Origin of the sequence: Lysinibacillus sp. NPDC058147 (genome assembly GCF_042884205.1) — a bacterium.
Taxonomy (GTDB): Bacteria; Bacillota; Bacilli; order Bacillales_A; family Planococcaceae; genus Lysinibacillus.
The window spans coordinates 733,916-759,715 of sequence record NZ_JBHVUJ010000001.1 but is presented as its reverse complement, the minus strand read 5'-3'; the positions used below and the strand labels follow the sequence as shown (position 1 = coordinate 759,715).

At 38.0% G+C, this 25,800-nt stretch carries 24 protein-coding genes; 3 read left to right on the top strand and 21 right to left on the bottom strand.

From position 1 onward, the window contains the following. Positions 1-13: 13 nt before the first annotated feature. A complete protein-coding gene (gene aepY / locus ACFVT8_RS03685) occupies positions 14-1,141 on the bottom strand; it encodes a phosphonopyruvate decarboxylase (protein WP_387081907.1) in 1,128 nt (375 codons plus the stop codon). Positions 1,142-1,145: 4 nt separating this feature from the next. Then, a complete protein-coding gene (gene aepX, locus ACFVT8_RS03680; protein ID WP_387081908.1) occupies positions 1,146-2,048 on the bottom strand; it encodes a phosphoenolpyruvate mutase in 903 nt (300 codons plus the stop codon). A gap of 323 nt (positions 2,049-2,371) precedes the next feature. On the opposite strand from aepX, the gene ACFVT8_RS03675 reads away from it, so the two are divergent. Continuing rightward, the gene (locus tag ACFVT8_RS03675) at positions 2,372-3,142 is read left to right on the top strand and encodes a YheC/YheD family protein (RefSeq protein WP_387081909.1); all 771 of its coding nucleotides are present in this window, start codon (positions 2,372-2,374) and stop codon (positions 3,140-3,142) included. Positions 3,143-3,701: 559 nt separating this feature from the next. Here the strand turns inward: ACFVT8_RS03675 and ACFVT8_RS03670 are convergent. The 3 genes from ACFVT8_RS03670 to mce all read right to left on the bottom strand — a co-directional run bounded on the left by ACFVT8_RS03670 (position 3,702) and on the right by mce (position 6,784). Then, the gene (locus ACFVT8_RS03670; RefSeq protein WP_387081910.1) at positions 3,702-4,667 is read right to left on the bottom strand and encodes a hypothetical protein; all 966 of its coding nucleotides are present in this window, start codon (positions 4,665-4,667) and stop codon (positions 3,702-3,704) included. 150 nt (positions 4,668-4,817) lie between these two features. Further along, positions 4,818-6,365, bottom strand: coding sequence for an acyl-CoA carboxylase subunit beta (locus ACFVT8_RS03665; protein WP_387081911.1), 1,548 nt, complete (start codon positions 6,363-6,365; stop codon positions 4,818-4,820). Between the two features lie 5 nt (positions 6,366-6,370). After that, positions 6,371-6,784, bottom strand: a complete 414-nt coding sequence (mce, locus tag ACFVT8_RS03660) for a methylmalonyl-CoA epimerase (protein WP_387081912.1) — start codon at positions 6,782-6,784, stop codon at positions 6,371-6,373. 125 nt (positions 6,785-6,909) lie between these two features. On the opposite strand from mce, the gene prli42 reads away from it, so the two are divergent. Next, complete coding sequence (prli42, locus tag ACFVT8_RS03655) at positions 6,910-7,005, top strand: stressosome-associated protein Prli42 (protein WP_387081913.1); 96 nt, start codon at positions 6,910-6,912, stop codon at positions 7,003-7,005. Positions 7,006-7,025: 20 nt separating this feature from the next. On the opposite strand, the gene ACFVT8_RS03650 is transcribed toward prli42, so the two are convergent. From ACFVT8_RS03650 to ACFVT8_RS03605, 10 genes are all read right to left on the bottom strand, one after another. Further along, complete coding sequence (locus tag ACFVT8_RS03650) at positions 7,026-8,003, bottom strand: aromatic acid exporter family protein (RefSeq protein ID WP_387081914.1); 978 nt, start codon at positions 8,001-8,003, stop codon at positions 7,026-7,028. Between the two features lie 428 nt (positions 8,004-8,431). Further along, positions 8,432-8,872, bottom strand: coding sequence for a BrxA/BrxB family bacilliredoxin (locus tag ACFVT8_RS03645; RefSeq protein WP_370081645.1), 441 nt, complete (start codon positions 8,870-8,872; stop codon positions 8,432-8,434). A 186-nt stretch (positions 8,873-9,058) separates the two neighbouring features. Then, positions 9,059-10,156 carry a methylmalonyl Co-A mutase-associated GTPase MeaB gene (gene meaB / locus ACFVT8_RS03640; RefSeq protein WP_387081915.1) on the bottom strand — a complete coding sequence of 366 codons (1,098 nt, stop codon included), beginning with the start codon at positions 10,154-10,156 and terminating at the stop codon, positions 9,059-9,061. Continuing rightward, a complete protein-coding gene (gene scpA, locus ACFVT8_RS03635; RefSeq protein ID WP_387081916.1) occupies positions 10,156-12,309 on the bottom strand; it encodes a methylmalonyl-CoA mutase in 2,154 nt (717 codons plus the stop codon). The genes meaB and scpA overlap by 1 nt, the downstream gene beginning before the upstream one ends. Then, entirely contained in the window at positions 12,306-14,009 is a 1,704-nt protein-coding gene (locus tag ACFVT8_RS03630) for a methylmalonyl-CoA mutase family protein (protein ID WP_387081917.1), read from the bottom strand. The genes scpA and ACFVT8_RS03630 overlap by 4 nt, the downstream gene beginning before the upstream one ends. Positions 14,010-14,129: 120 nt before the next feature. Then, a complete protein-coding gene (locus ACFVT8_RS03625; RefSeq protein WP_387082542.1) occupies positions 14,130-15,473 on the bottom strand; it encodes a dihydrolipoamide acetyltransferase family protein in 1,344 nt (447 codons plus the stop codon). A gap of 143 nt (positions 15,474-15,616) precedes the next feature. After that, positions 15,617-16,600 (bottom strand): alpha-ketoacid dehydrogenase subunit beta, encoded by a 984-nt coding sequence (locus ACFVT8_RS03620; protein WP_387081918.1) that lies wholly within the window; start codon positions 16,598-16,600, stop codon positions 15,617-15,619. Continuing rightward, positions 16,600-17,616, bottom strand: coding sequence for a thiamine pyrophosphate-dependent dehydrogenase E1 component subunit alpha (locus ACFVT8_RS03615; protein WP_387081919.1), 1,017 nt, complete (start codon positions 17,614-17,616; stop codon positions 16,600-16,602). Before ACFVT8_RS03615 ends, ACFVT8_RS03620 begins: the two co-directional genes overlap by 1 nt. A 92-nt stretch (positions 17,617-17,708) precedes the next feature. Beyond that, positions 17,709-19,136: a dihydrolipoyl dehydrogenase gene (lpdA, locus tag ACFVT8_RS03610; protein ID WP_387081920.1), complete on the bottom strand. Its 1,428-nt coding sequence runs from the start codon at positions 19,134-19,136 to the stop codon at positions 17,709-17,711. 139 nt (positions 19,137-19,275) lie between these two features. Continuing rightward, entirely contained in the window at positions 19,276-20,370 is a 1,095-nt protein-coding gene (locus ACFVT8_RS03605) for a Leu/Phe/Val dehydrogenase (RefSeq protein WP_387081921.1), read from the bottom strand. 298 nt (positions 20,371-20,668) lie between these two features. Between ACFVT8_RS03605 and ACFVT8_RS03600 the strand changes: the two genes are divergently transcribed. Further along, positions 20,669-20,905 (top strand): DUF2627 domain-containing protein, encoded by a 237-nt coding sequence (locus tag ACFVT8_RS03600; protein ID WP_132356638.1) that lies wholly within the window; start codon positions 20,669-20,671, stop codon positions 20,903-20,905. A 70-nt stretch (positions 20,906-20,975) separates the two neighbouring features. Here ACFVT8_RS03600 and ACFVT8_RS03595 read toward each other — a convergent pair whose 3' ends face one another. From ACFVT8_RS03595 to ACFVT8_RS03575, 6 genes are all read right to left on the bottom strand, one after another. Next, positions 20,976-21,701, bottom strand: coding sequence for a glycerophosphodiester phosphodiesterase (locus ACFVT8_RS03595; protein WP_387081922.1), 726 nt, complete (start codon positions 21,699-21,701; stop codon positions 20,976-20,978). Continuing rightward, positions 21,694-23,265 carry a flagellar assembly protein A gene (locus ACFVT8_RS03590; RefSeq protein ID WP_387081923.1) on the bottom strand — a complete coding sequence of 524 codons (1,572 nt, stop codon included), beginning with the start codon at positions 23,263-23,265 and terminating at the stop codon, positions 21,694-21,696. The genes ACFVT8_RS03595 and ACFVT8_RS03590 overlap by 8 nt, the downstream gene beginning before the upstream one ends. Positions 23,266-23,580: 315 nt before the next feature. Then, positions 23,581-23,778, bottom strand: a complete 198-nt coding sequence (locus ACFVT8_RS03585; protein ID WP_387081924.1) for a hypothetical protein — start codon at positions 23,776-23,778, stop codon at positions 23,581-23,583. Positions 23,779-23,854: 76 nt separating this feature from the next. Continuing rightward, the gene (locus ACFVT8_RS03580; protein WP_387081925.1) at positions 23,855-24,235 is read right to left on the bottom strand and encodes a PH domain-containing protein; all 381 of its coding nucleotides are present in this window, start codon (positions 24,233-24,235) and stop codon (positions 23,855-23,857) included. A gap of 362 nt (positions 24,236-24,597) precedes the next feature. After that, entirely contained in the window at positions 24,598-24,678 is an 81-nt protein-coding gene (locus ACFVT8_RS24565; RefSeq protein WP_483869499.1) for a hypothetical protein, read from the bottom strand. 185 nt (positions 24,679-24,863) lie between these two features. Next, complete coding sequence (locus ACFVT8_RS03575) at positions 24,864-25,022, bottom strand: hypothetical protein (RefSeq protein ID WP_387081926.1); 159 nt, start codon at positions 25,020-25,022, stop codon at positions 24,864-24,866. Positions 25,023-25,800 lie beyond the last annotated feature (778 nt).

The following is a 25,800-nucleotide window of genomic DNA, read 5'->3' as shown; positions in this document are numbered from 1 at the left end:
ATTTTCAGAACATTCATTCAATAAATTTTTGTAGACGAGTTTTAACTTCACTTGGAGTAACTTTTGGGCGGCCTAGATTTTGTTTAGAACCCTTTGAGATTTTCAAATAAATAAAAGTTAGCCCTTTTGTCATTTTCCATTCTTGAATACACATTTCAAGTTCATGTAAATTATGGATATAGTATGACTTTTCATAACCGCAATCTACAGCAATATTGACAAAATTAACATTGTGAGAAACGGTATTTTGTCCCCCAGTTGAATCGTGAACTTGATTATCTAAAAGAATGTGGAGCATATTTTCAGGTTGATAGTAGCCGTTTGTAGATAAGCTCCCCATCCGCATAAGGAGGGAACCATCTCCATCAATAACAACTACATCTATATCTTTTCGAGTATAAGCTAAGCCTAAGCCTAAAGAACCGACACAACCCATGGAACCAACCATATATAAATTATTATCAGAATCCTCAACCTCATATAGTTCTCTTCCTGTCTTACCAGTTGTGGCCATTAATACTGTTTTCATATCTTTGATTCCATTTATCACTTTTAAAGTGTCAAAACGACTTGGCCGTTCATCTAAGTCAGTTTTTTCACTTTTTTTCATATTTTTATGATTAAGACGTTGCTCTATTTTCAATTTCTCACTATTAAATGTTCCTTTTTTCACTACAAAAAAGAATGGTTGATTTGCTTCAATCCACTTGTTAGCTTCTTCAAGCTGTCTCTTTGCCTCACTCTCATCAGGAGATAAGAACTGCCATTCTATTTGCATGAGATCTAATAGTTGTGTCGTAATTTGTCCCATTAATTCATGTTGCGGTTCATCATTCAATCCGGGTTCTCCACGTAGACTAACAAACCCAAGTATAGGTATTTGGAAGGGATAGTTTAAGGAAGTCAAAGGAGAAATACAATTGGTTAGACCGGAGTTTTGCATTAAAACAACTGATTTCCTTCCTCCAAGGTATGCTCCTGAAGCAATGGCTACAGCATCACCTTCGTTGGCTGCAGCAATATATTCACACTCATTTATGGAATAGTTAATAAGATTCTTTAAAAATGAACATGGGACCCCACTGTAAAAATCAAAACCAAGTCTTTTAAGCTCATTTCCAAATTCATTTGTATTTAACATACCATCACTCCGTTCCGGGATGTGATTGGTTATTAGTTGATGGCAAATACTTCTTCTCTGCTTTTTGAAGCTCCTCAGCATTTTGGAGTCTAAAAATCTCTTGCACACTTACGATCGATTTTTCTACTTGAATGAGACTTTCATCTTTTAGGATTTGTTTGGCGATGTTCTGCATAGCAGTGATCGATGCTCTTAAGTTATGGTTAGCCCAGATTGCAGTACTTATTCCTACTTTTCTGAATTCATTAGTTGGGGTTGTATAATATTTTGTTGGCACAATAACCACTGGATGCCTTCCACTCCATTCTTTCATAAATGCTTCAATTTCTTTAAAATCCGACTTTTTACTATGCACAAGAATTGCATCGGCGCCTGCCTTCCTGTAGGCTTCCGCACGTTTAAGGGCTTCATCTAATCCCAAGTCTGCAATAAAAGCCTCGACTCTAGCTACAACCATAAAGTCTTCATCCTCTTGAGTATCTTTCATTGCTTTTATTTTCCCGCAAAATTCTTCAATCGATGCGAGAGGTTGTGTTTCTCCATTAATAAACGAGTTCGTTTTTGGAAAAATTTTATCCTCGATACAGACTCCAGCAATATTCAATTGCTCTAGTTTTCTAACTAACCTCCGAGCATTATTAAAATTCCCATATCCTGTATCCCCATCTAATAGGATGGGAATTGTTGTCGTATCACTCATAAATTCAAGTATATCTAATATCTGCGTCCATGATGCTTCATTATTATCTCTTACACCCAATGATCCTGATATCGATAGACCACTCGCCCAAATCCCTTTAAAACCGACTTCCTCTACAATTTTTGCGGAAAGACCGTTATGGGCTTCCATTAAAAACTCAAGTTTATCTGAATATATTATTTCTTTTAATTTCGTCGTTTTTTTCAATATCTTCCCTCTCCTTATTCGACATATCATATTATCATATGGCTACAAGTAAAGATTTATAGGGCAGATACATTAGATACTAATAATTTTGAAATCAAAAAAAATGGAGGTATAAAGAACAATCATAACGCTACTTATCTAGTGTAGTAAATTTATTAGGGGACTCTAGCAGAAAGATGGGAGAGAATAATTGCGTTACCAAGTCCTACCAACCCATGCAAGATAAATCTATTTACATACAATACAGTAATCACCATAAGTGAAGAGGACTACCCTATTTATACAAAAGAAATAAAAATACCTTACGAAATGAGGAGAATTTATTGAAAAACGCACTAGGAAAATGGGAACAATTTTTACTTTTAAATCAAAATTCTTTAACAACTAACTTCATTCCAGAATCAACACTTTACAGTCTAAAAAACTTAATCTATTTATTAAATAAGTATGAGTATGTTTATGTGAAACATAATAGCACTGGGCAAGGAAGAGCGATTTATAAAATCTACAAAAGAAAAGATGGACAGTATTGTTTTAATGGATTTACTATGCAAGGTGAAGAAATTAATAAATGTGTGGCAACAATTGAGGATTTCCATCAAGTTCTACACCCATATGAGAAACATGGTAAATTAAGCGGAAATTATATTATACAGGAGGGGGTCATGAGTCTAACCCCTAATGGAGATTCAATTTCCATTCGTGTTCATGTTCAAAATCTAAAGGGAACATGGGTAATTAGTGGAATGTACGGAAGAATTGCAACTGAGGATCATGGGATTGTTAATTCAAATCGGGGTTCTCAAGTAATACCGATTGATGAATTATTATCAGTTTATATGATGATGGACAATACAGAGAAAGATAAAACAATAGACTCACTAAAAAAAGATTCTATTTTAGCATCTGAAGTAATTGAATCCCACTTTCCTTGTAGAGAATATGGCATTGATTTTGGAATAAATCATAAAGGAGAACCTATATTATTTGAAGTAAATACAACGCCAAGCATAAGTAGTTTTGCCAAAATCGATAGGGCGATCTGGAAGAACATTGTTGAGATTAGGAAAATGCAAAATGAAGGCGAAGATTGAAATGTAGTTATTTTTCATGTTAGTCACCAGAATATTTCTATTCAATAGACATACATCAAACAATTACTTTCCCTACTATATTTATAGAAAAAAAGAAGCTTAATTGCATCGTTATTTGTGAACATTTAAGAATTTACCTTTAAGAAAAAATGGATTATGGTTGGGTAGGCTACTCTTGGTTAGACAGCTCTTATAAGGACTAGTAAACTAAAAAGACTACCCAAAGAAGTCTGTCAAAAATGAGACGAGAACATACTAAAATAGATTTTATGTTATAAATGGTGAAGCTTTATGAAAATGACAAGTCTCGTGCAGACATTGGCGACAATGACTTCATTACTACGCTTTTTTGAGGTTTGTAATAGGCTTAGCGCTACTTGCTTAAAATATTATTCTCCATATCGACAACAACAATGTTCTATCTGTGCGAAAACGAAGACAGCTTTCCGATGCTCACTTACAGGAAACCGGGTAGCTAGCTTGAAACGGAAACCACCAATCTTCCCATATTGCTAAACGAAGAAAAACTCTGTAAAAAGAGCAGGACTCTTTTCACAGGTTACTTAATATCAACGTTTTGAAAGATCGCTTCTTTTTCTTTATGTAGAGATTGCAAATAGTCATCTGCCTTATTATGTTTGTCCTGTAGACGCAAGATCGTATTATGTACATCATCTTGTACACGAGAAACCTGCTCTCTCGCGGTAGATATTTTAGAATGGACAGACCAAGCTGAAAAAATATCATCAAAGAAATAATCCGCAAATTTTACAAATCCATCTGTTTCAACTGCTAACGATTTCGTTGACATATCTTGTACATCCAGTAGTTCGTTTTGGAAGCGCTGTAATGCAATTTGAGCATTATGAAGATAATTTTCGGACTCATCAAGTGCATCATGCTTTAAATGTGTAGCAATGAGACCCCCACCAAAAAACGTATCCCACGCTGAGTAACCACTTGCAGAATGCAAGGACTCTGCAGCTTGTCCAAGCTTAGTAAGTGCTGATTCACCAGCTTCTTCTGCTTCCTCTATCTCTTTAATAAGTTGTTTCGTTAACATTTCTTCATGAGCTAATTGTTCAAGCCTTTTTGCCTGTTCAGGTTCATGTATTTGGAAGTAGCCTTTCTTTTTAGCATTTAATTGGCTTAAAGCTTCTTGCAACTCTTGTTCATTTATTTGAGTAAGTTTAGAATTTATTTGCCCTAAATCATCTGTCAAATCTACTTCCATCTTCTTTGCTTCATTTATTTTTAATTCAAGAATGGCTGCTTTATCAATTTTTTCTGCACGTAGCTCATCTTGTTGCCCTGTCCACGTACGAATCATATTCATAAAGGAAAAGCCCTCTAACTTATCGAGTTTCAAACGAATTTGATTGAGTGCTTTAGAATGTTTGAAAGTTTCCTGTTGTGCATGTTCGACTTGCTTTTCAATTAAAACCTTTTGTTCACTTAGCCTACTAACAGTTCTTAATTGTGCATGAATCATCTCTTGCTCTTTTTGTAATTGTTTCCATTCCATTCATCTCAACTCCTCTTACATATATGTACGGATGAAACGAGGATATGTTTCAATTATCTGTTATTTATCATAAATCTTTTATTATCAAAAGTAAGTTCAAGTCAAGAAGAAAAGCCTAGTAATCCAATGGATACTAGGCTTTTACAATTTTTATAGAGGAATGTTGCCGTGTTTTTTCTCTGGACGTGTTTCGTGTTTGTTTGATAACATATCAAGCCCTTGAATTAACTTAATACGTGTATCACGTGGATCGATAACATCGTCTACCATACCGCGAGATGCCGCAACGTATGGGTTTGCGAATTTTTCTTTATATTCTTCAATTTTTGCAGCACGTGTTGCTTCCGGATCTTCTGATTTTGCAATTTCACGTGCGAAGATAATGTTAGCTGCACCTGCCGCACCCATAACAGCTATTTCTGCATTAGGCCAAGCAAATACTAAGTCCGCCCCAATAGATTTAGAGTTCAGGGCAACATATGCACCACCGTATGCTTTACGTAGAATCACTGTAATTTTTGGTACAGTTGCTTCTGAGTATGCATAAAGGATTTTCGCACCGTGACGGATGATACCACCATGCTCTTGTTTAACGCCTGGGAAGAAACCAGAAACATCTTCAAATGTGATGATTGGTATATTATAAGCATCACATGTACGAATGAAACGAGCAGCCTTGTCTGAAGAATCAATATCTAACCCACCAGCTAATACTTTAGGCTGGTTACATACAAGACCAACTGATTCACCAGCAATACGCGCAAAACCAACTACTACGTTTTTCGCAAATTCTGAGTGAACTTCCATAAATGAGCCTTCGTCCACTATTTGCTCGACTACTTTACGTACATCATAAGGACGAGTTGTTTCAATTGGAACAGCATCCACGATTTCTGGACGATAGTCATCACCCTCTGGACGAGCCTGACGAGGAGCTTTTTCTTTATTATTTTGCGGTAAGTAGCTTAATAGTTTCTTAATCTGATCAATAGCTTCTTCTTCAGATGGTGCGCGGAAGTGTGCATTACCACTTACAGCGTTGTTTACTTTAGAACCACCTAAATCTTCAGCAGAGATTTTTTCACCTGTTACCGTTTCGATAACTTTAGGTCCTGTAATAAACATTTGAGATGTTTTATCAACCATTAGAATAAAGTCTGTAATTGCTGGAGAATATACCGCCCCACCAGCACATGGTCCCATGATAACTGAGATTTGAGGAATTACCCCAGAGTAGATTGCATTTCGATAGAAAATATGACCATAACCATCAAGTGAAAGTACACCCTCTTGAATACGAGCGCCACCTGAATCATTAATACCGATAAATGGTGTACCATTTTTTGCAGCTAGATCCATCACTGTTGCCATTTTTTTTGCGTGCATTTCACCAAGCGCTCCACCAAATACAGTGAAATCTTGAGAGAATAAGTATACTGAACGTCCATTAATTTTACCGAAACCAGTTACTACGCCATCACCAGGACCTTCCATCTTGTCCATGCCAAAGTCTACTGTACGGTGTGTAATGAATGGGTTGATCTCGAAAAATGTACCTTCGTCTAGTAATAATTCAATACGCTCACGGGCAGTTAATTTGCCTTTATCATGTTGCTTCTCGATGCGTTCATAGCCGCCACCAAGTTCAATTACTGTCTTACGGTCATACAAGTCATTAATTTTGTCGAACATATCCATACTGATCACTTATCCCCTTTTCCACTTTTATCGCATAATTCATATAACACACCGAAAGATGATTTCGGATGCATGAAAGCAACCTCTGCACCACCAGCACCTGGTCCTGGCTCTTCGGATAAAAGACGTACGCCTTTTTCACGAAGCTCAGCCATACGCTCACGAATTCCAGTTACTCCGAAAGCTACATGGTGAATACCTTCTCCACGTTTTTCGATGTATCCGTGAATAGTACTTTTTTCACTCATCGGTTCTAATAACTCAATTTTTATATTACCCGCGTCAATGAATGCAACACGAACCTGTTGAGATTCTACCTCTTCCACTTTCAGCAGCTTTAAGCCTAAAGTTTCTGTATAATATGTAATGCGTTCATCAAGATCACGCACTGCAATCCCAATATGATCTACTCTCTCCATGGTGACATCTCCTTCTGTTATGGTACATAATCTATTTTACAGACTTTTTCGTCAAAACTCTACTACTTGAGAAATTTTTCAGATTTGATAAACTATTTATAAGAAAAGAAGGAGCGAGCGAGCATATGAGTAATAAAAAATTTCAAAAAATCGTCGTTTATACTATGATTGCAATCATGGTAATTTCATCTCTAGCATTCGGCTTATCAATGATAGTGTAATGAAAAGTTAGGCGTCCGCATTACTGCGGGCGCTCTTTCTTTACCTTTATCCCCTTGAAAGACTGCTTAATTTCTAAATATCGATCCATTTCCTCTAGAAATTGATAGAGTGCTGCTTGTGCTAGAAATTGCTCATGATTTTTCGGTAAAGGTAACTGGGCGAAATCTAGCTTTACCTGCTCTAACTTCTCTCTAAAATGACTAGCCGTATTTCCTGAATGAACATGCTCACCTAGGTCTTGTAAAAAGTCAGCAACGATATCCGCCTCTTGTACTATAACAGGAAGTGCCGTTATTTTCGGAAGAACCCTATCTATAATTTCTAGCTGCTGTTCACGCATATCAAAATACACGTAGTAGTCATTTTCACGTCGCGTAAAATGATTTTCAACATCTTTAAACGCTAGGGATTTCGCACTATTCAACGCTTTAATTGCGTCAATAATTTCCTGCCCATCCCACAATGTATCGCCTTCTCTTAAATAGTTGGCAATTTCTAAAAAAATCTTACTGTAAAGTTCCTCAATTTTAACTCGATAGTAATTTAATTCCTTTTGAATGTCTGGCATATACATATTTATAGCTATTCCTGTACCATAACCGATTGCCATTAATGCGAATTCATTAGAAACAAGTGCCCATGAAAAGCTTTTAGCTGCATAAATATGCATGATAATTACTGCACTTGAAACAAAGCCGTCTGCTACTTTTAATGACACAATTGTTGGTATAAAAACGATTAGCATACATGCTAATGTAAGCGGATGATAAGAAAATAGCTCAAAGCTCAAAAATGCATAAAGCATACCGATAATACTTGCGACGAATCTTGTATAAGCTGCATGAAGAGATTTTTTCTTCGTTGGCTGTACACATAATATTGTTAGAATACCAGCAGATGCATAAGAAGCTAATTCAAAGTATTGGGCAATGGCAATAGCGATTGCTGCACCAAATGCCGTTTTTAATGTACGATAGCCGATTGAAAACTTCTTCAAGTCGACTGCCTCCTATCTTTCAGTACTCTAATTTTACAAACGTGTTGAAAGCTATATATCACTACAAACATAGGCACATAACTAAAATGTGGGGTTGATTGAATTTTAACAAATGTCATCCACAACTTCTGATGATGAGCCGCAATATACAGTTTTAGAAAAATAATGAGTTTCACCACAAGTAATGCCCAATATTTTTAATCAACACTCCTGTTAATTTTATTCATTTTGAACTTTAGTTGAATCATTTAGCCAATATTACAAATATTTCGAACGTCAATTGACTTGTATATTGAATTTAAAAGAAGGTTATCTATGGAGTCATGCTAATCGGGGATCAACTATCATGGCTAAGCAGTAAGCCTCCGCAGATGTTTTTTAGCTGCGGGGCTTACTAATAGCTCCTCTTTTAACTCTTATGAATAAAATTAAAGTTCGTCGCAGTATTCCTCAAAGTTTGCTTGTAAGTTCGTTACTACTGACATTGGGTCATGCCCCTCAATTTCATAGCGTCCAACTTCCGCTACTACTTGGCCATCCTTTAATAACACAAATGATGGGGAAGATGGTAAATGATCTTCACCGAAGTGATAACGAGCAGCTGCAGTAGCTTCTTTATCTTGACCAGCAAATACCGTTACAAGATGGTCTGGACGTTTATCGTAATGTACGCTTTGTGCTGCTGCTGGACGTGCGATACCGCCTGCACAGCCACATACTGAGTTTACCATGACTAATGTTGTACCTGGACGAGCAAACGCCTCTTCAACAGCTTCTGGTGTGCGAAGCTGCTCATAACCAGCACCCTCAATTTCAGCACGTGCTGTTTTTAAAATTTCTTGCATAAATAAATCGTAATCCATATTCATATAGCGATAGCTCCTTTCAAGTTCGCGTCATCATCAATTTTGCCTCGGCTTAATTGCATCCGAAGGCTTTAACTTCTTTCAGCTGAAAGAAGTTAACTTACTAGCTTTAGATATTCGACGCTCATACATCTCCTATCATAGCAGTTAGTGACGAATTTGTGCACCTAGTTGCTCACATCAAAGGGATTATTTCTGTGATTGTTCATCGCTAAACAAACGATCAACACCTTGTGTGACTGTCAACTGTCCATTTAAAATTTGACTTTCTAAAAGTTGCACCTGTGCTTTACGTTCTGGATTACCATAAAACATATCGATTAAATGGTCGGTAATCATCGATTGGAACCAATCTTTTGTTTGATTTTGGCGTCTAATTGACCAGTAATTATTGGCCTCAACAATTTGCTTAAACTCCCCTATTGTACTCCACACTTTGTCGAGACCCCGTTTTTCCCATGAGCTTACCGGCATTGCTGTGGACATCCAACCCGGAGTTGCAGGCTGTAAGAAATGTAAAATTTGCTTATACTCAGATACCGTTTTTTTAGCCAGACGAACATTATCACCGTCAGCCTTATGAACAACGATGGCATCCGCTAACTCCATAATGCCCTTTTTCATGCCTTGTAGCTCGTCTCCGGCACCTGTTAAAACTAACAGCAAGAAGAAATCAACCATACCACGGACATACGTTTCACTTTGTCCAACACCTACAGTTTCTATTAAAATGACATCATAGCCAGCTGCTTCACAAACAAGCATCGTTTCACGTGTCTTTTTATGAACACCCCCTAGGGTACCAGCTGATGGAGAGGGACGAACAAATGCATTAGGCTTTTTCACGAGCTCCTCCATTCGAGTTTTATCGCCTAATATACTTCCTCCCGATAAAGAAGAGCTCGGATCAATCGCTAGGACTGCCACTTTTTTCCCCATCTCACAAAGCATCGTTCCGAAAGCCTCAATGAACGAACTCTTTCCAGCACCAGGAACGCCGGTTATTCCAATACGGACACTATTTCCTGTATGTGGTAGAAGCTCTTGTAAGAGTTCTTGCGCTTGCACTTTATGTGTTACATTTGAACTTTCAATGAGTGTGATAGCTTTTGACAAATGTGTACGAGAGCTTGCACGTACTTCTCGTGCAAGCTCCTGTATATTTAAATTGTCTGCTTTTTTCTTTCGGAATTTTTTCGGTGTACCATATTGCATTCCGTCGTGAGTTGCCTCTACTCCGTCCATAACAAATAGCGCACTTTCTGGCATTCCTTTGTGTTTGTCCATTATTCAGACACTTCCTCGTAGCCTAAACGTTTGTAAATCTCTTCAATAATCTTTTGTGCCGATACAGGAATAACTGTACCAGGTCCAAAAATCGCAACTGCGCCAGCTTCATAAAGGAATTCATAATCTTGTGCTGGAATTACGCCTCCAACAATAATAATGATATCTTCACGGCCCAGTTTTTCTAATTCTGCTACTAATTCAGGAACTAATGTTTTATGACCGGCAGCTAATGAAGATACGCCAATGACATGAACATCGTTTTCTACAGCCATTTGAGCTGCTTCAGCAGGTGTCATAAATAATGGTGAAATATCTACGTCAAAGCCTAAGTCAGCATATCCCGTTGCCACAACCTTCGCACCACGGTCATGTCCATCTTGTCCCATTTTCGCTACTAAAATACGTGGGCGACGACCTTCATTTTCAAGGAATTCCTCTGTCATTTGTTTCATTTCAGCAATTTGCTCATCATCTGAGAAGTTTGCAGAGTAAACGCCAGATATTGAACGAATTACTGCCTTATGGCGACCTGAAACAATTTCGATTGCATCAGAAATTTCACCTAAAGAAGCACGAGCACGCGCTGCATCAACTGCTATTGCTAATAAGTTTTCTTCACCATCTTGCGCAGCTTTCGTTAATCGAGCTAGATGTTTTTGTACTTCTGCTTCATCACGAGCTGCCTTCATTGCTTCTAAACGTTCAATTTGCTTTTGACGAACTAATGTATTATCAATATCAAGAATGTCAATAGGTTCTTCTTTTTCTAAACGATATTTGTTTACACCAACGATCGTTTCTGTTTTAGAGTCGATTTTCGCTTGACGTTTTGCCGCTGCTTCCTCGACTTTCATTTTCGGAAGACCTGTTTCGATCGCCTTCGCCATACCGCCTAGTTCTTCGATTTCTTCAATTAATGCCCACGCAGATTTTGTAATTTCGTCTGTTAATTTTTCCACGTAGTATGAACCGCCCCATGGATCAATGACTTTTGTCATTGCCGTTTCTTCTTGTAAGAACAGCTGTGTATTACGTGCAATACGTGCAGAGAAATCTGTTGGTAGCGCAATCGCTTCATCCAGTGCATTTGTATGCAGGGATTGTGTATGCCCCATTGAGGACGCATTCGCTTCGATTAATGTACGTGTCACATTGTTAAATGGATCTTGCTCTGTTAAAGACCAACCAGATGTTTGTGAGTGTGTACGAAGTGCTAATGTCTTAGGGTTTTTCGGATTAAACGTTGACATCATTTGTGCCCAAATTCGGCGTGCAGCACGCATTTTTGCAACTTCCATGTAATAGTTCATACCGATTGCCCAGAAGAATGATAAACGCGGTGCAAAGGCATCAATATCGATTCCAGCCTTTAACCCTGTACGAACATATTCAAGACCATCTGCTAATGTATAAGCTAGCTCAATGTCATTTGTTGCTCCTGCTTCTTGAATATGGTAACCAGAAATCGAAATGGAGTTAAATTTCGGCATATACTTCGCTGTATATTCAAAAATGTCTGCAATAATTTTCATCGACATTGCTGGTGGATAAATATATGTGTTACGAACCATGTATTCTTTTAAAATATCGTTTTGAATCGTACCCGCTAATTGATCTGGTGTAACTCCTTGCTCTTCAGCAGCAACGATATAGAATGCAAGAACTGGTAATACAGCACCATTCATTGTCATAGAAACTGACATTTGATCCAAAGGAATTTGGTCGAATAAAATCTTCATATCTTCTACAGAGTCAATTGCTACTCCGGCTTTCCCAACATCCCCTGTTACACGAGGATGGTCTGAATCATAACCACGGTGAGTTGCTAAGTCAAAAGCAACTGAAAGCCCTTTTTGACCCATCGCTAGATTACGTTTGTAGAACGCGTTTGATTCTTCAGCTGTTGAGAAACCAGCATATTGGCGAACAGTCCAAGGACGAGCAACATACATAGTAGGGTATGGACCGCGCGTATTTGGCGCAATACCTGCAACATCATTTAAATGTTTTGCCTCTTTAATATCTTCTTTTGTGTATATATCTTTAATTTCGATACCTTCATTTGTCATGAATTTTTCTTCTGACGCTTGAGGTGCCTCAGCTGCTAAAACTTTTTCGATTTCAACTGCACTAAAATTTGGCTTGCTCATCGTTGGACCTCCTTCATGCTAGCGAACACTGAATTTAACTTTTCGATGATGTTCTGTCCTGCGAAAATAAAGCCGTTTAAGCCATTTGCTAACCAAGCTTCTTCTTCGTCTTTAAATTTACCTGCAACGTCAACAATTACGTTGGCTGGTTTGCCTGCTAAAATTGCTGGTACTAATTCTTTTGTAGCGTCATCGTTACCGGCAATTACCACATATGTTGCTTTTGTAGCGTTTAACCAAGCTAATGCTTCTTCAACTGTAGTAACTGATTCGCTTTTTTCTGGTACTAGACCTACAGTGTTTAAGAAACCTGACACGAAATCGGCACGTGGTTTTGAGCTTTTTAGTGTACCTAATGCTAAAATTCCTGTTTGAACATTTGCCGCTGTCATTTCCGCACGTAATTGTTCAAAAGGCTTAGCAATTCGCTTAATTTCTGCAAACGCTGGGTTTGTTTCGCTTGCAAGTACATCTGCTGGATTAGCATAAATATTTGTACCGATTAATGATTGCTTGCGCGTTTGTACCGCCTTGATACGAGCTTGATAGGATTTTTCTAGTTCCTCTGCAAGCTTGCCAGATGCAGTGTAAGCGTCAATACCTCCAGCTGCTTCAATTTCTACGAATAATGCCCAAGCTTCTTTCACAAAATCTGCTGTTAATGACTCAATAAAGTAAGAGCCACCAGCTGGGTCTATAACTTTTAAAACATTTGTTTCTTCTTTTAAGATTAACGATACATTTCGTGCAATACGAACCGATTGATCGGTTGGCTTCGTTAATGCATCATGAGGGTGAACTGTAAAGACATCCGCACCGCCGATTAAGCCAGAAAGTGCTTCATTCGCTGAACGTAATAAGTTTACATAAACATCTAGCTTCGAGAAGCTTCTTAACGATGTTTCGGCAACAGTTGGAACTTTTACGCAATTAGATACTCCATAAGCGGATGAGAACGCTTTCCAAAGTACTTTAAAGGCACGGAGTTTTGCAATCTCTGTAAAGAACTGTGTATCAACTGCAAAGGAAACATAAAATTTCTTCGCGAAAGCTTCAAAGCTTTCTTCTTGATTTGCATATTTTGCGGCTAACGCAAGTGCATATGCTAATTCTTGCACAGCGTTTGCTCCCTCATTATGATAAACCGATGTGTCTGCACCGATTGAGCGCACGCTCGGGTAATCATTTAAAGAGATCGGTTCTTTCGATACGATGAAACCTTTTACAGTTTCTCGCTGATTAACTGCTATTTTGTCGAACACTGCTAATAATGGGTCATTTGAATTTTCAACTACAATTTTAAACGAATATTCTGAGAAATAAATCGCTAATTGTGCCAATACTTCTTCAGTCCATTGAAAATTTACACGGCTATCAATTGTTACTACTTCATTGCCTCGAGCTAAGCTATCATCAAGCTGTGCAAAAAATGCTTCACTAGTATCTGCATATATTTGCTGTGCCACTTGAAATGCTTGGTTATTTTGCAGGGAACGGATTGTAGCAACTTGTTTATCAAGTTCTTCACCAAGTTTTGCTACTAAACTTTCTTGAGTGTAAAGAGGATCTAATGTAATACCTTCACTTGTTTTCGTTAAAAGAGACTCGAATGGTTTCCCTTTTAAAGCCTTGATTGCTGCATCTTGCCATTCTGAATAGGACGGCTTTTCAAATTCAATATTTTTCATGTTGTTTGACATGCGGACGCTTAATCAGCTTCCCCCCTTAGTGGTTTCTATTTGTTATTCTACATGACAAATTGCGACTCGAAAAGCAAAAAAAATTCGGAAACCGTTATATAACAGGTTTCCGACAAGTCATCAGTAGACTGACGTTGATGATTTATTTGTATTTTCGAGAATTTCTTTTACTCTATTTAAGAATTTACCACAAACAAGTCCATCAAGAACACGATGATCTAAAGATAAACATAAATTCACGATATCTCGTGCTGCGAACATTCCGCCAGATAAAACTACTGGTTTTTTTACAATACTTTCCACTTGAAGAATAGCCGCTTGTGGGTAATTAATGATGCCCATCGACTGAACGGAGCCGAAAGCACCTGTATTATTGACCGTAAATGTACCACCTTGTATATCATCCATCGTAAGTTTTCCGGCACGAACCTTTGCCGCAAGCTCATAAATTTCCTTGGCAATACCTTTAATTGATTTTTCATCAGCGTGTTTTATAACAGGAACAAATAACGCATCATCTGTTGCGACTGCAATGGAAATATTTATGTCATGCTTTTGAATAATTTTGTCCTCTGCCCACATGGAATTCATCATCGGGAATTCCTTTAGAGCTTGAGCAACGGCTTTTACAAAGAAAGCAAAATACGTAATATTAAAGCCTTCTTTTTGCTTAAACTCTGTCTTTATGCTATCACGATATGTTACTAAATCTGTAACATCTACTTCCATCATCATCCATGCATGTGGCACTTCATGAACGCTTCGTACCATATTATTGGCGATAGCACGGCGCACCTTCGTTACCGGAATTTCAATATCACCTGCTTGAATTGGTTGTACAGGTGTGGCTGGTTTAGTATTCTCCTGTGATGTCGGTGCCACAACAGGTGCTGACTGCGGAACGGCTGAATCGATTGCAGGTGTTGATTCCACTAAAGTAGTTGGCACATTTCCTGCTTCAATTAGTTTCATTAGGTCTTTTCTTGTTATACGTCCCCCTTCACCAGTACCTGTGATTTGATCAAGTGCAATTTCATACTCTTGTGCAAGTCGAAGAACAGCTGGTGAATAACGCACTTTATCCTGGCGAACTGTTTTTTGTGATGCTTTAATAGCAGTAGTTGGCTGCTGTGTCTCCTGTTTCTTTTGTACACCTGCATTTAAAATTGCCGTACTTACCGCTGATTTTTTCGGCGGAGGCGGAGGAGGCAACTCACTGTCACCTGCTATTTCAACAGAACAAACAACTGCACCAACGGGTAGTGTTTGCCCTTCTTCCGCAAGTAGCTCTGTAATAACTCCTTCAAAAGAAGACGGGATTTCAGCATTTACTTTATCTGTTACAACTTCTGCTAGAGGATCATATTTTTTTACAGTATCGCCTGGCTTGACTAGCCATTTTTCAATCGTACCTTCTGTTACACTTTCGCCGAGCTGTGGCATTGTAATATTTTGAATAGCCATCATCTATTCCCCCCATCAATTATGCCTAGGTGTAATTGTATCTATCGAATTACTATTATCTGTTGATTCGTCCGTGGTTAAAATTTCTTTTCACTCGTTGAAAAAACTCCTAATATCCCTATTTAGAAATAAGCTCAACTATATTAGAATGCTGCAAGTTCTCGCATCGCACGCTCTACTTTATCAGGATTGATCATAAAATATTTTTCCATCGTTGGTGCATACGGCATAGCAGGAACATCTGGTCCTGCAAGGCGCTGAATTGGTGCATCGAGCTCAAATAAACAATGCTCTGCAATGATTGCTGCAACCTCACTCATAATGCTGCCCTCTTTATTATCTTCGGTAACTAGTAAAACTTTGCCTGTTTTACTTGCCGCCTCAATGATTGCTTCTTTATCAAGTGGGTATACAGTGCGTAGGTCAAGAATATGGGCTGAAATACCATCTGCCGCTAGGCGCTCTGCCGCCTGTAATGCGAAATGTACAGCTAAACCATACGTAATGACAGTAACATCTTCCCCTTCTCGCTTAACATCTGCCTTACCAATCGGCAAAGTGTAATCATCTACTGGGACTTCACCTTTAATGAGTCGATATGCACGTTTATGCTCAAAAAACAGTACTGGATCTTCATCGCGGATTGCTGCTTTTAACAAGCCTTTTGCATCATATGGTGTTGATGGTATAACAATTTTCAACCCTGGTGTTCCTGCAAAAAGTGCCTCTACAGACTGCGAATGATAGAGCGCTCCGTGAATACCTCCGCCAAATGGTGCACGGATAACCATCGGGCAAGACCAGTCATTATTTGAACGATAGCGAATTTTCGCTGCCTCAGAAACAATTTGGTTAACGGCAGGCATGATGAAATCAGCGAATTGCATCTCAGCAATTGGGCGCATCCCATACATCGCAGCACCAATACCAACCCCAGCAATAGCACTCTCTGCAAGAGGCGTGTCAAGTACCCGCTGTTCACCAAATTGCTCGTAAAGGCCTGCTGTTGCTTTGAAAACCCCACCTTTACGACCAACGTCCTCTCCTAAAACGAAAACACGCTCATCACGTTCCATCTCTTCCTTCATCGCTAATGTAATCGCATCAATATAAGACATCACTGCCATTACACGTCACCTCCGTCCGCTGGTGCATATACGTATTCCAAAGTATGCTCTGGTGTTGCATACGGAGCAGCCTCTGCATAATCTGTTGCTTCATTCACTTCAGCCATGACACGTTCTTCTATTTCAGCACGTATTTTTTCCGTCATAACTCCTGCATCCATTAGATATTTTTCAAATAATAGAATTGGATCCTTTGCCTTTCCTTCTGCTATATCCTCAGCAGTTCGATATTGACGATCATCATCATCCGAAGAATGAGCAGTTAAGCGATAAGTCACTGTTTCTATCAAGCTAGGACCTTCACCTCTAAGTGCTCGATCAGCCGCTTCTTTCACAACCTTGTAGACTTGTAACGGGCATTTCCCATCAACAGTAACACCTGGCATACCATAGCCAATACCGCGATCTGACACTTTCGCACAGCCTAATTGACGTTCAACTGGCACAGAAATTGCATATTGATTATTCTCTACCATGATAATTACTGGTAGCTTATGCACTCCAGCGAAATTCGCACCCTCATGGAAATCACCTTGGTTAGAAGAACCTTCACCAAGCGTAACAAAAGAAATAAAATCTTCTTTTTGTAGACGCCCTGCTAGAGCTACTCCCACCGCGTGAGGAACTTGTGTAGTAACTGGCGAAGAGCCTGTTAGAATACGATTTTTCTTTTGCCCAAAATGACCTGGCATTTGACGACCACCCGAGTTTGGATCTTCTGCTTTAGCAAATGCGGATAACATTAATTCTTTTGGTGTCATGCCAAAATGTAAAACAACACCCATATCACGATAATATGGTGCAATATAATCTCTGTTATTATCAAGAGCAAAGGCTGCCCCTACTTGTGCTGCCTCCTGTCCCTGACAAGAAATAACAAACGGAATTTTACCAGAACGATTTAATAACCACATACGTTCATCTAGTCTTCTAGCCATTAACATCGTTTCAAACATTGCAAGTACATCTTCATTCGATAAACCTAAATCCTCATGCTTGATTTGAACACCTTGCATACGAACACCCCTTCCTAACGCTTGCTTTCGATACATAAAACATTTGTACCTGCCGCTTCGCTTTCGCTACAATAAACACCTGCTTAAAGAAGTTAAAAATGAATGGCGCGATTATCTACTGCTAACGCTGCTTCCGCTAGTACCTCATTCAGTGACGGATGTGGATGAATGGCCTGACTTACTTCCCAAGGTGTTGCATCCAATAATTTAGCAAGTGATGCTTCTCCAATTAAATCTGTCACATGCGGTCCTACCATATGAATACCTAAAATATCATTCGTTCCTTCATCGGCAATAATTTTCACAAAGCCATCTGTCTCTCCATTTACTAGCGCTTTTCCAATCGCCTTGAATGGGAACTTACCGACTTTCAATGAATAACCTTGCTCTCGAGCAGCCTTCTCTGTTAAGCCAATACTTGCGACCTCAGGGTAAGAATAAACGCATTTTGGTACATTTAGAACATTAAGTGCCTCCGTTTTACCCGTTGCAATATGCTCAATAGCAGATATTCCTTCGTGTGAAGCAACATGAGCTAATTGTAAGCCACCGATAACATCCCCTATGGCATACATATGTGATTCCTTTGTTTGATAAGAATCATTGACTTTAATAAACCCATTCTCAACTTCTATTTCTGTGTTTTCTAATCCAATACCTTGTGTATTTGCTTCACGTCCAACACAAAGCAATAATTTATCAGCCTCAAATAATTCATCCTGATCATTAACTTTCGCAGAAATGAAAACGTTATCATTTTCAATTTTAAAGGTTTCTGAATCTAAGCGAGCGTTTGTCACAATTCGGACGCCCCTTTTTTCAAGCTGCTTCGTTACTTCTTTTACAATATCCGCATCCTCTGCAGGTAAAATGGATGGTCCATATTCAATAATCGTTACGTAAACTCCAAAATCACAAAGCAAAGAAGCCCATTCAATTCCAATAACTCCTCCACCAACAATTAACAATGACTTTGGCAGATTTTCCATTTCCAGTGCATGATCAGAGTTCATCACATATTCACCGTCAACCGCCATTCCCGCCATTCCTCTTGGCTTGGATCCTGTTGCAATGACCACATTTGTTGGAACAAGCATTTCATTTTCATCGCCATTGTTCATTTCAACTGAAATAGTGCCAGGCATTGGTGAGAAAATGGACGGTCCTAAAATTCGCCCTGTTCCCTGATAAACGTCTATTTTGCCCTTTTTCATCAGTGTATTCACACCTTGACTCAATTGCTCAACAATCGTTTGCTTCCTTGCCTGTACTTTGTCGAATTGTAATGTAACTCCTTCAATATCAACACCATATTCAGCGGCTGTTTTATTTGCCATACGATACACTTCCGCACTTCGAAGTAAGGCCTTACTTGGTATACATCCTTTATGCAAGCATGTTCCACCTAATCGCTCACGTTCGACAATAGCTGTTTTTAAGCCCAGCTGTGCAGCTCGAATTGCTGCAACATAGCCACCTGTACCTCCGCCTAAAATAACAACATCATAATTTTGAGCCATATGGATTCCCCCCTTATGAGAAAAATGCTAACGCATCTTGTCCTTTGGTCCTATGTTAAATGAATTCATTTAAACTATTAATTTACTATAAAGTTAGAAGAAGTCGACAATGCGACTTCTTTAAACGAATAAACGGTTATTAACGACCGTGTAAAATATTTTTTTCATTTTTTAAGAATTGGCTACGAGACTTTGATACTCGAGCGATACGTTCTTCTGCTAAACGATTAGCTGCTACATATGTCGGTATACCATCACGTTTAGAAATCTCGAAGATTTTTTCGATACTATCATAAATGCCTTCAACACGTTTCATCGCACGCTCACGGTTATATCCATATAATTCATCAGCTACATTTATTACTCCACCTGCATTAATCACATAATCAGGTGTATAAACGATCCCTAATTCATGTAAATAATCGCCATGACGAGAATCTTGTAGTTGGTTATTGGCAGAACCAGCGACAACCTTTGCTTTTAGTTGCGGAATCGTTTCATCATTCAAAATCGCTCCTAATGCACAAGGTGAGAAAATATCAACATCCTGTGAATAGATTTCCTCTGGTGAAACAGCAGTCGCACCAAAAGCATTCACAACTCGATCAATTGCCCCTTGATTAATATCTGTAACAACAAGTTTTGCCCCTTCATTATGTAAATACTCGCAAAGCTTGTAGGCTACATTCCCTAGACCTTGCACAGAAATAGTACGCCCCTCTAGTGAATCAGATCCAAATGCTTCTTTTGCTGCTGCTTTCATTCCAAGGTATACACCGTAAGCAGTTACCGGAGATGGATTTCCTGAAGAACCAAAAGCCGGAGAAATTCCCGTTACATAATTTGTTTCCTCATGCATTAAATCCATATCTGTCACTGTTGTACCAACGTCTTCTGCCGTAATATAGCGGCCATTAAGCCCTTGGATGAAACGTCCTAGTGCGCGGAACATCTCTTCATTTTTATCTTTAAATGGGTCACCGATAATAACCGTTTTTCCACCGCCAAGGTTTAAACCAGCTGCAGCATTTTTATAGGTCATCCCTCTTGCTAAACGTAATGCATCCTCTATCGCATTTTCTTCTGATGCATATGTCCACATACGTGCCCCGCCTAGTGCTGGTCCAAGTGTTGTGTCATGGATAGCGATAATCGCTTTTAACCCTGATGCTTCATCTTGGCAAAATACCAATTGTTCATAATCATACTTTTCCATATACTTGAAGATTTCCATGAAAACTCGCCCCTTTGCTTTGGAAAGTGCATCCCCTTACGCCCATCCCAATTTAGTATATTTAATGTTTAAAATTGTTTAACAATGGATAATAATGCTCCATTTAATTTTACAATACTGACAAATTCACAATTTAGCAACTATTATTACACTTTCTTATTTAAGTAAGAATTTTCTAAAGATTCAGTTACGAACACTGTGTTATATGTTACTTGTTGATGGTACCTAGTTTTACAACCTTCCTTGACATTCCAATATCCACAGGTACAATTAAACTTAGGAATAAGGGGGGACCTACATGGCTCGTTTAGCTGCATTTATTGTAATGCTTATTCCAGGTCTTATGGCTGCAGGTGGCATTAAATTTATGCGTGATACATTATTTGGTAAGCTCATCTCACCTTTCCCATTTTTATGGCTACAATTCGTCGTTGGCATTATTCTTTTTGTTATAGGCTTTGGCTTTTTCGCAGGATTTTTACTTCACCGCGATCGAAAAAATGGAAAAGTGGCTCCGCGCTTCCAAAAAAAATAAAAATAGCTATCCTATTAAGTCACAACAGACTTATTTGGATAGCTATTTTTATCTTCATTCATCAGAATGATTAACGTTGCTGTTTCACAATTACTTTATCTGGAAAATCAGTAATCCAACCAATGACAGAAGGATGCGGATTCAATAAAAATGTTTCATCCCCATCAATTGCATAAAAACGACATGCTTTATCACTTGTTACACAGGCCTCTAAATATCTTGGTTTATAATACCTTTTATGCATATGAACACTGTCAATAGCTTTGTAATCACTAAGTAAATCCCATTTTAATTTTTTTGTTGCTATAAGTGCTGTTTCATAGTCCGGCTTATATTGTTTCACAATTTCCAGAAGCTCATAGTGAAACGATGAAAAATGACTGCCTACAGGCAAAGTAAGCCCTTGAAGCATTTGAATAAGTGCGTTTTTATTATCGAGGATTGTTGATTTTAATTCGATATTAAGAGGTAACTGTTGTGAATTTGCCCATGCTAAAACTACATCAAACGTTGGAATTTTATACGTTGAAAATAATCGCCTCCATGGCTTCCCAAGTTTAAAACTTACTAGCTCCTCTATCGTACATTCGTCCACAAGCTTATTAATGCCAACCAATCTTGACAGCTGTGGATCATGATACACAACCGGAATGCCCTCTTTGGAAAGCTGGATATCTAATTCAATCCCATCTGCCCCTAGCTCTATTGCCATTTCAAAAGCCTTCAAAGTATTTTCAAGTGCATACGCTGAAGCCCCACGATGTGCAAATACAGGAATGAAAGATTCACTAGACATTTAACTCACCGAATTCAATAAGAAATTTACCATTCGTCATCTTGCTTAATAAGGATGATTTTTTACCAATTTGAATATAGGTACCAGGATGAGCTTCCTTCGTCACAATAATTTCCTCTTTCCCAGCATGGCGCATTTCATCCACTATTAGCTTAACCTCACGATCAATTGTTACTGCTTCCGCTTTCAATTTTGTTAAGCTTTGTTTTGTTTCCTCAAATGTAGCTATCTGTTCCTTAGACATTTGGTTAAGGAGTGGCAATAAGCTTTTAATTTTCCCCTCGTGCTCAGAGATTTTTGACTGCAGAGACTTCAGCTCTGCTGCCTTCTCTTGCATAATAGAATAGCTTGCCTGTTTATTAACACTCTCAATAATCAAGTCAGTTCGACGCTCTAAACGATTTCCCGAAATGGCAGTGACGATTGTATTCTTGGCAACTGCACGGCCCCCAATAATTTTCCCTTTTCGTTCGTCCACAAAGATTGAATGTGCAGAGAGCTGTGATCCCAAAGAATAAAATCCTATATGAATGCTGTCAGCTGCAACTAGATTTGCCTCATTGACATGCTTAACGAAAATATTGCCGCCTGCCTCTACAAGGGTTGAGCCTAGACCAAAAATCCCACCACGAATATAAACGTCGCCTTCAATAGATTTAATAAGTTTGGCACCGCTTACACCTTCAGCACCCTCGATGGAGATATCTCCAGTAGCAATGACTGTATAGCCTGATGTGACCGTTCCTCTAATGCTTAATGAGCCATTAAATTCGAGATTTCCTGTTTCAACGCCAACATCCCCATTTATTGGCAAATGCCTATTAACACCAATCATACCTTTGACATCATCTAATACACCAGCTATTTTTGAACGGATGACAATTTTCCCATCCTCTTCCACTTCATAAGCTGATTTTTTATCGTATCGTATAGGAAAATCACGACCTGGTACAGCAGCCATAATTTCGCCTAGTACATTTTCCCCCGGTTTACCTAATGTCGCAGGGATTTTCTCGCCTAGCCATGAACCCTCGGAAATTTCTGAAATAAAGTTCATGTCATAATAATCAGCTTTCCCATCTTCGCGAATTACTGGCTTTCTCTCTGGTTTAGGTAAGTATGTAATTTGTGCATCTGTTCCTGCTACAGGTGGTGTTCCTTGTGCAATTAAAAATGCTTTTCCTGGCTCAATCTTAGAAATATCAAAATCTAATATTCCATGAACAATACCTTCATTCTCGATTGTTTCCAGAATTTGTTGAGTTAATTTCTCTTTATTCTTTAGAATATAGTCATGTGTCTCATATACAAATATTGAGGCAGACATTTTATCCCGTGCAGTTTCTGCTTCAACATTCGGTAGCCAGCGTCCAATTTCAACAGGGCTTGTGCTTTCTGTTGCTAATACATTTTTTAATATTGAAAAATTCGACAATTTAAGTCGGGGATGACTACGTAATATGCTATCAAATTCTTTTAATGGAAAACCGGCACTGTAAGTAAGCATAAATACCTTGCCATTATCTTCCGTTATTTCGAATTTATCATTTCGAACTAGAATCAAGCTACCTCCTCCTTCCCTCTAACTGTAAGTATATACAATCTATTTACATTTGTTTAGAGACAATTGTCACTACTCAGAAAGAATTTACCCATACTTTGTAAGTAATACATTCAAATATCCTTTTAATTTTCACACCAATATTAGTCGATTTATACTATAAAAATGTATGTCTTTACTTACTCTTATAAATCTCGCTGTCTTTATTGTATATATTCCACTGTTAATAATCAGGAAATTCACAAAATCTCCAACAAACTGAAATAATAAATAATTTATCTGTCATAATTTTCATAAACATGCTTTAGGCCTTCAATACTACGAATCATGCTCTAGAATATCCTCAATGCGAATATGTGCGCCTAGCTGATCGAAATTTAGAAGCTGTTCACGCGTCATATAGTAAATGCTAATGCTTCCATTAATCCCAAGCCGCACCTCAAATAAATTATTATCTTCTATCTGCGTTATTTCTATCGAGTTATTTTCGTCAAGTTGTAAGTTTACGCTTTTCATATTTTATCACCCAAAATAATTATATACGTTCAAGCAAAAATAAACGATCAACAGTATTGTCGACCGTTAACTTCAATCACTTTCCTAATACATATTCCGCTAACACACTTTGAATTTTATATATGTTAGTTGTTTTATTAAAGTTTTTCTGTATCGGTAATTCACTACCTGAAACCCAAATTTTCAACTCTGCATCTAGATCAAATGTTCCAGCAGTTTCAACTGCAAAATGAAGAATACTCTTATATGGTATTGAATGATATTGCGTTTTCTTCCCAGTTACTCCTTGTTTATCGATTAAGATAAGTCTTTTATCCGTAAAAATAAAAGTGTCTCTTATAATTTTATAGGCATGCTTAATCGTTTCATTAGGCGTTAATAAATCTTTAACTTCTTCCCGTAATTTTTCAAGATTTACTTCACTTGCATTTCCTATTATCCCATCAAATAAGCCCATCTTTATTCCCCCTTCAAATGTCCATTCTCCATATAAAATATGAGATTATTTTTCCATAAATTCAATGTAAAATCAGCTACACGTCATTTTAAGCGAATTAAAAAATTAGGCACTTTTAGATTTTTACCAAACAATCCAACATATACACTCAATTTTGATTTTTATATAAAAAATACGCCCCCTCAAACAGTCGGCGAAAACTGTCTAAAAAGGCGTTATAAAATACTAATTGCTATAAATAATAAGTTTATCAGTTATTCTCCACTAAACCTTCCGTTTACAAACGAAGTCACATCAATGTTTAACATACCACCATATTAATGCGAATCATGATCGCAATCATGGCGATGAGTTCGCTATCGCTATTTGTCGGCATCGATTTTAAAGGATGTACTATAACCAAGCATCGACGAAATCGATTCAGAATTGCCACGATCCCACACTACTTTAATGGCATGACGAATCCATGTTCACACGTAATGGCGTTGTATTGATTTTTTAGGGGCTGATTTAATGCAGTAATAATATAGTAGATGGTAGATGAAAAATCAGGTGGGATAATTTGATGTGGTGGATATTTAAAGGACACCTCCGAGAAGAAGTGCCCCATATTACCTTTTTTAAATGACTAGCAATCCGAATTCATCAGCACTTTCTTTTTAACTAGTTCGTCTATGTAATATTCTTTAAGCCAAACTTCCAATTTCATTTTTTCTTCTGAACACATATGTGATTCCATAGTTACTTGTAATTCTTCAATAACTTCTTTAGCAGTTTTTAAATTCATTTATATCCAACCTTTCCATAAGGTTCATAATATTCCATATCCGATTGTATTACAATACCTAAATTTCCACTTATATAGAATTTATTTATGAAATCAATGAGACAACCAATTTAAATTGATCTGGGGACTGGAATAACCTTATTTCTTGGCATATCTCCTCAGCACTTTCCCCATACTCTTTTCCACCTCTAAAATAACCGTCGCAGTACCCTAATTCATATCCAACTGATCTTTCGTCGATAGTTAAGTGACCATTTTTTATACTTACGATATTAATCGTTACTATTTCACACAATCACGGTATTGATCGAATTTCGTACTTCTAAAGAACGGAAAAACTGTTTTAATTCATCATCTTCGAGCATAACTTTAATTTTTCGCTCTGGTTTAACATTCTTTTAAATCCTTCAAAGGATTGCTGCTAATAAAACGATTTTTATTACGTGCATAATTCGCTATTGTTGCTTTACTCAACCGACTTATCAAAATCGCCTCGCCGTTCTGGATAGTTTACGGGCGATCCATTGGCACTTACCTCAAACATGTATGCTTTCTTCGATTGGTGCGTATTTTAGCTCGTACATACTCAGCCTGACGCTCTTAACGTCATCCACTTTAAAGTTATGCAAGAAAATCTTTACAAATAGTCTATACGATTTTAATGTTTTAGGCGAAAGAATTTTTACGATACGAACCAACATATAATGGTCAATTTCGATTTTTAGACATAAAAAATACGCCCCCTCAAACAGTCGGCGTAAACTGTCTAAAAAGGCGT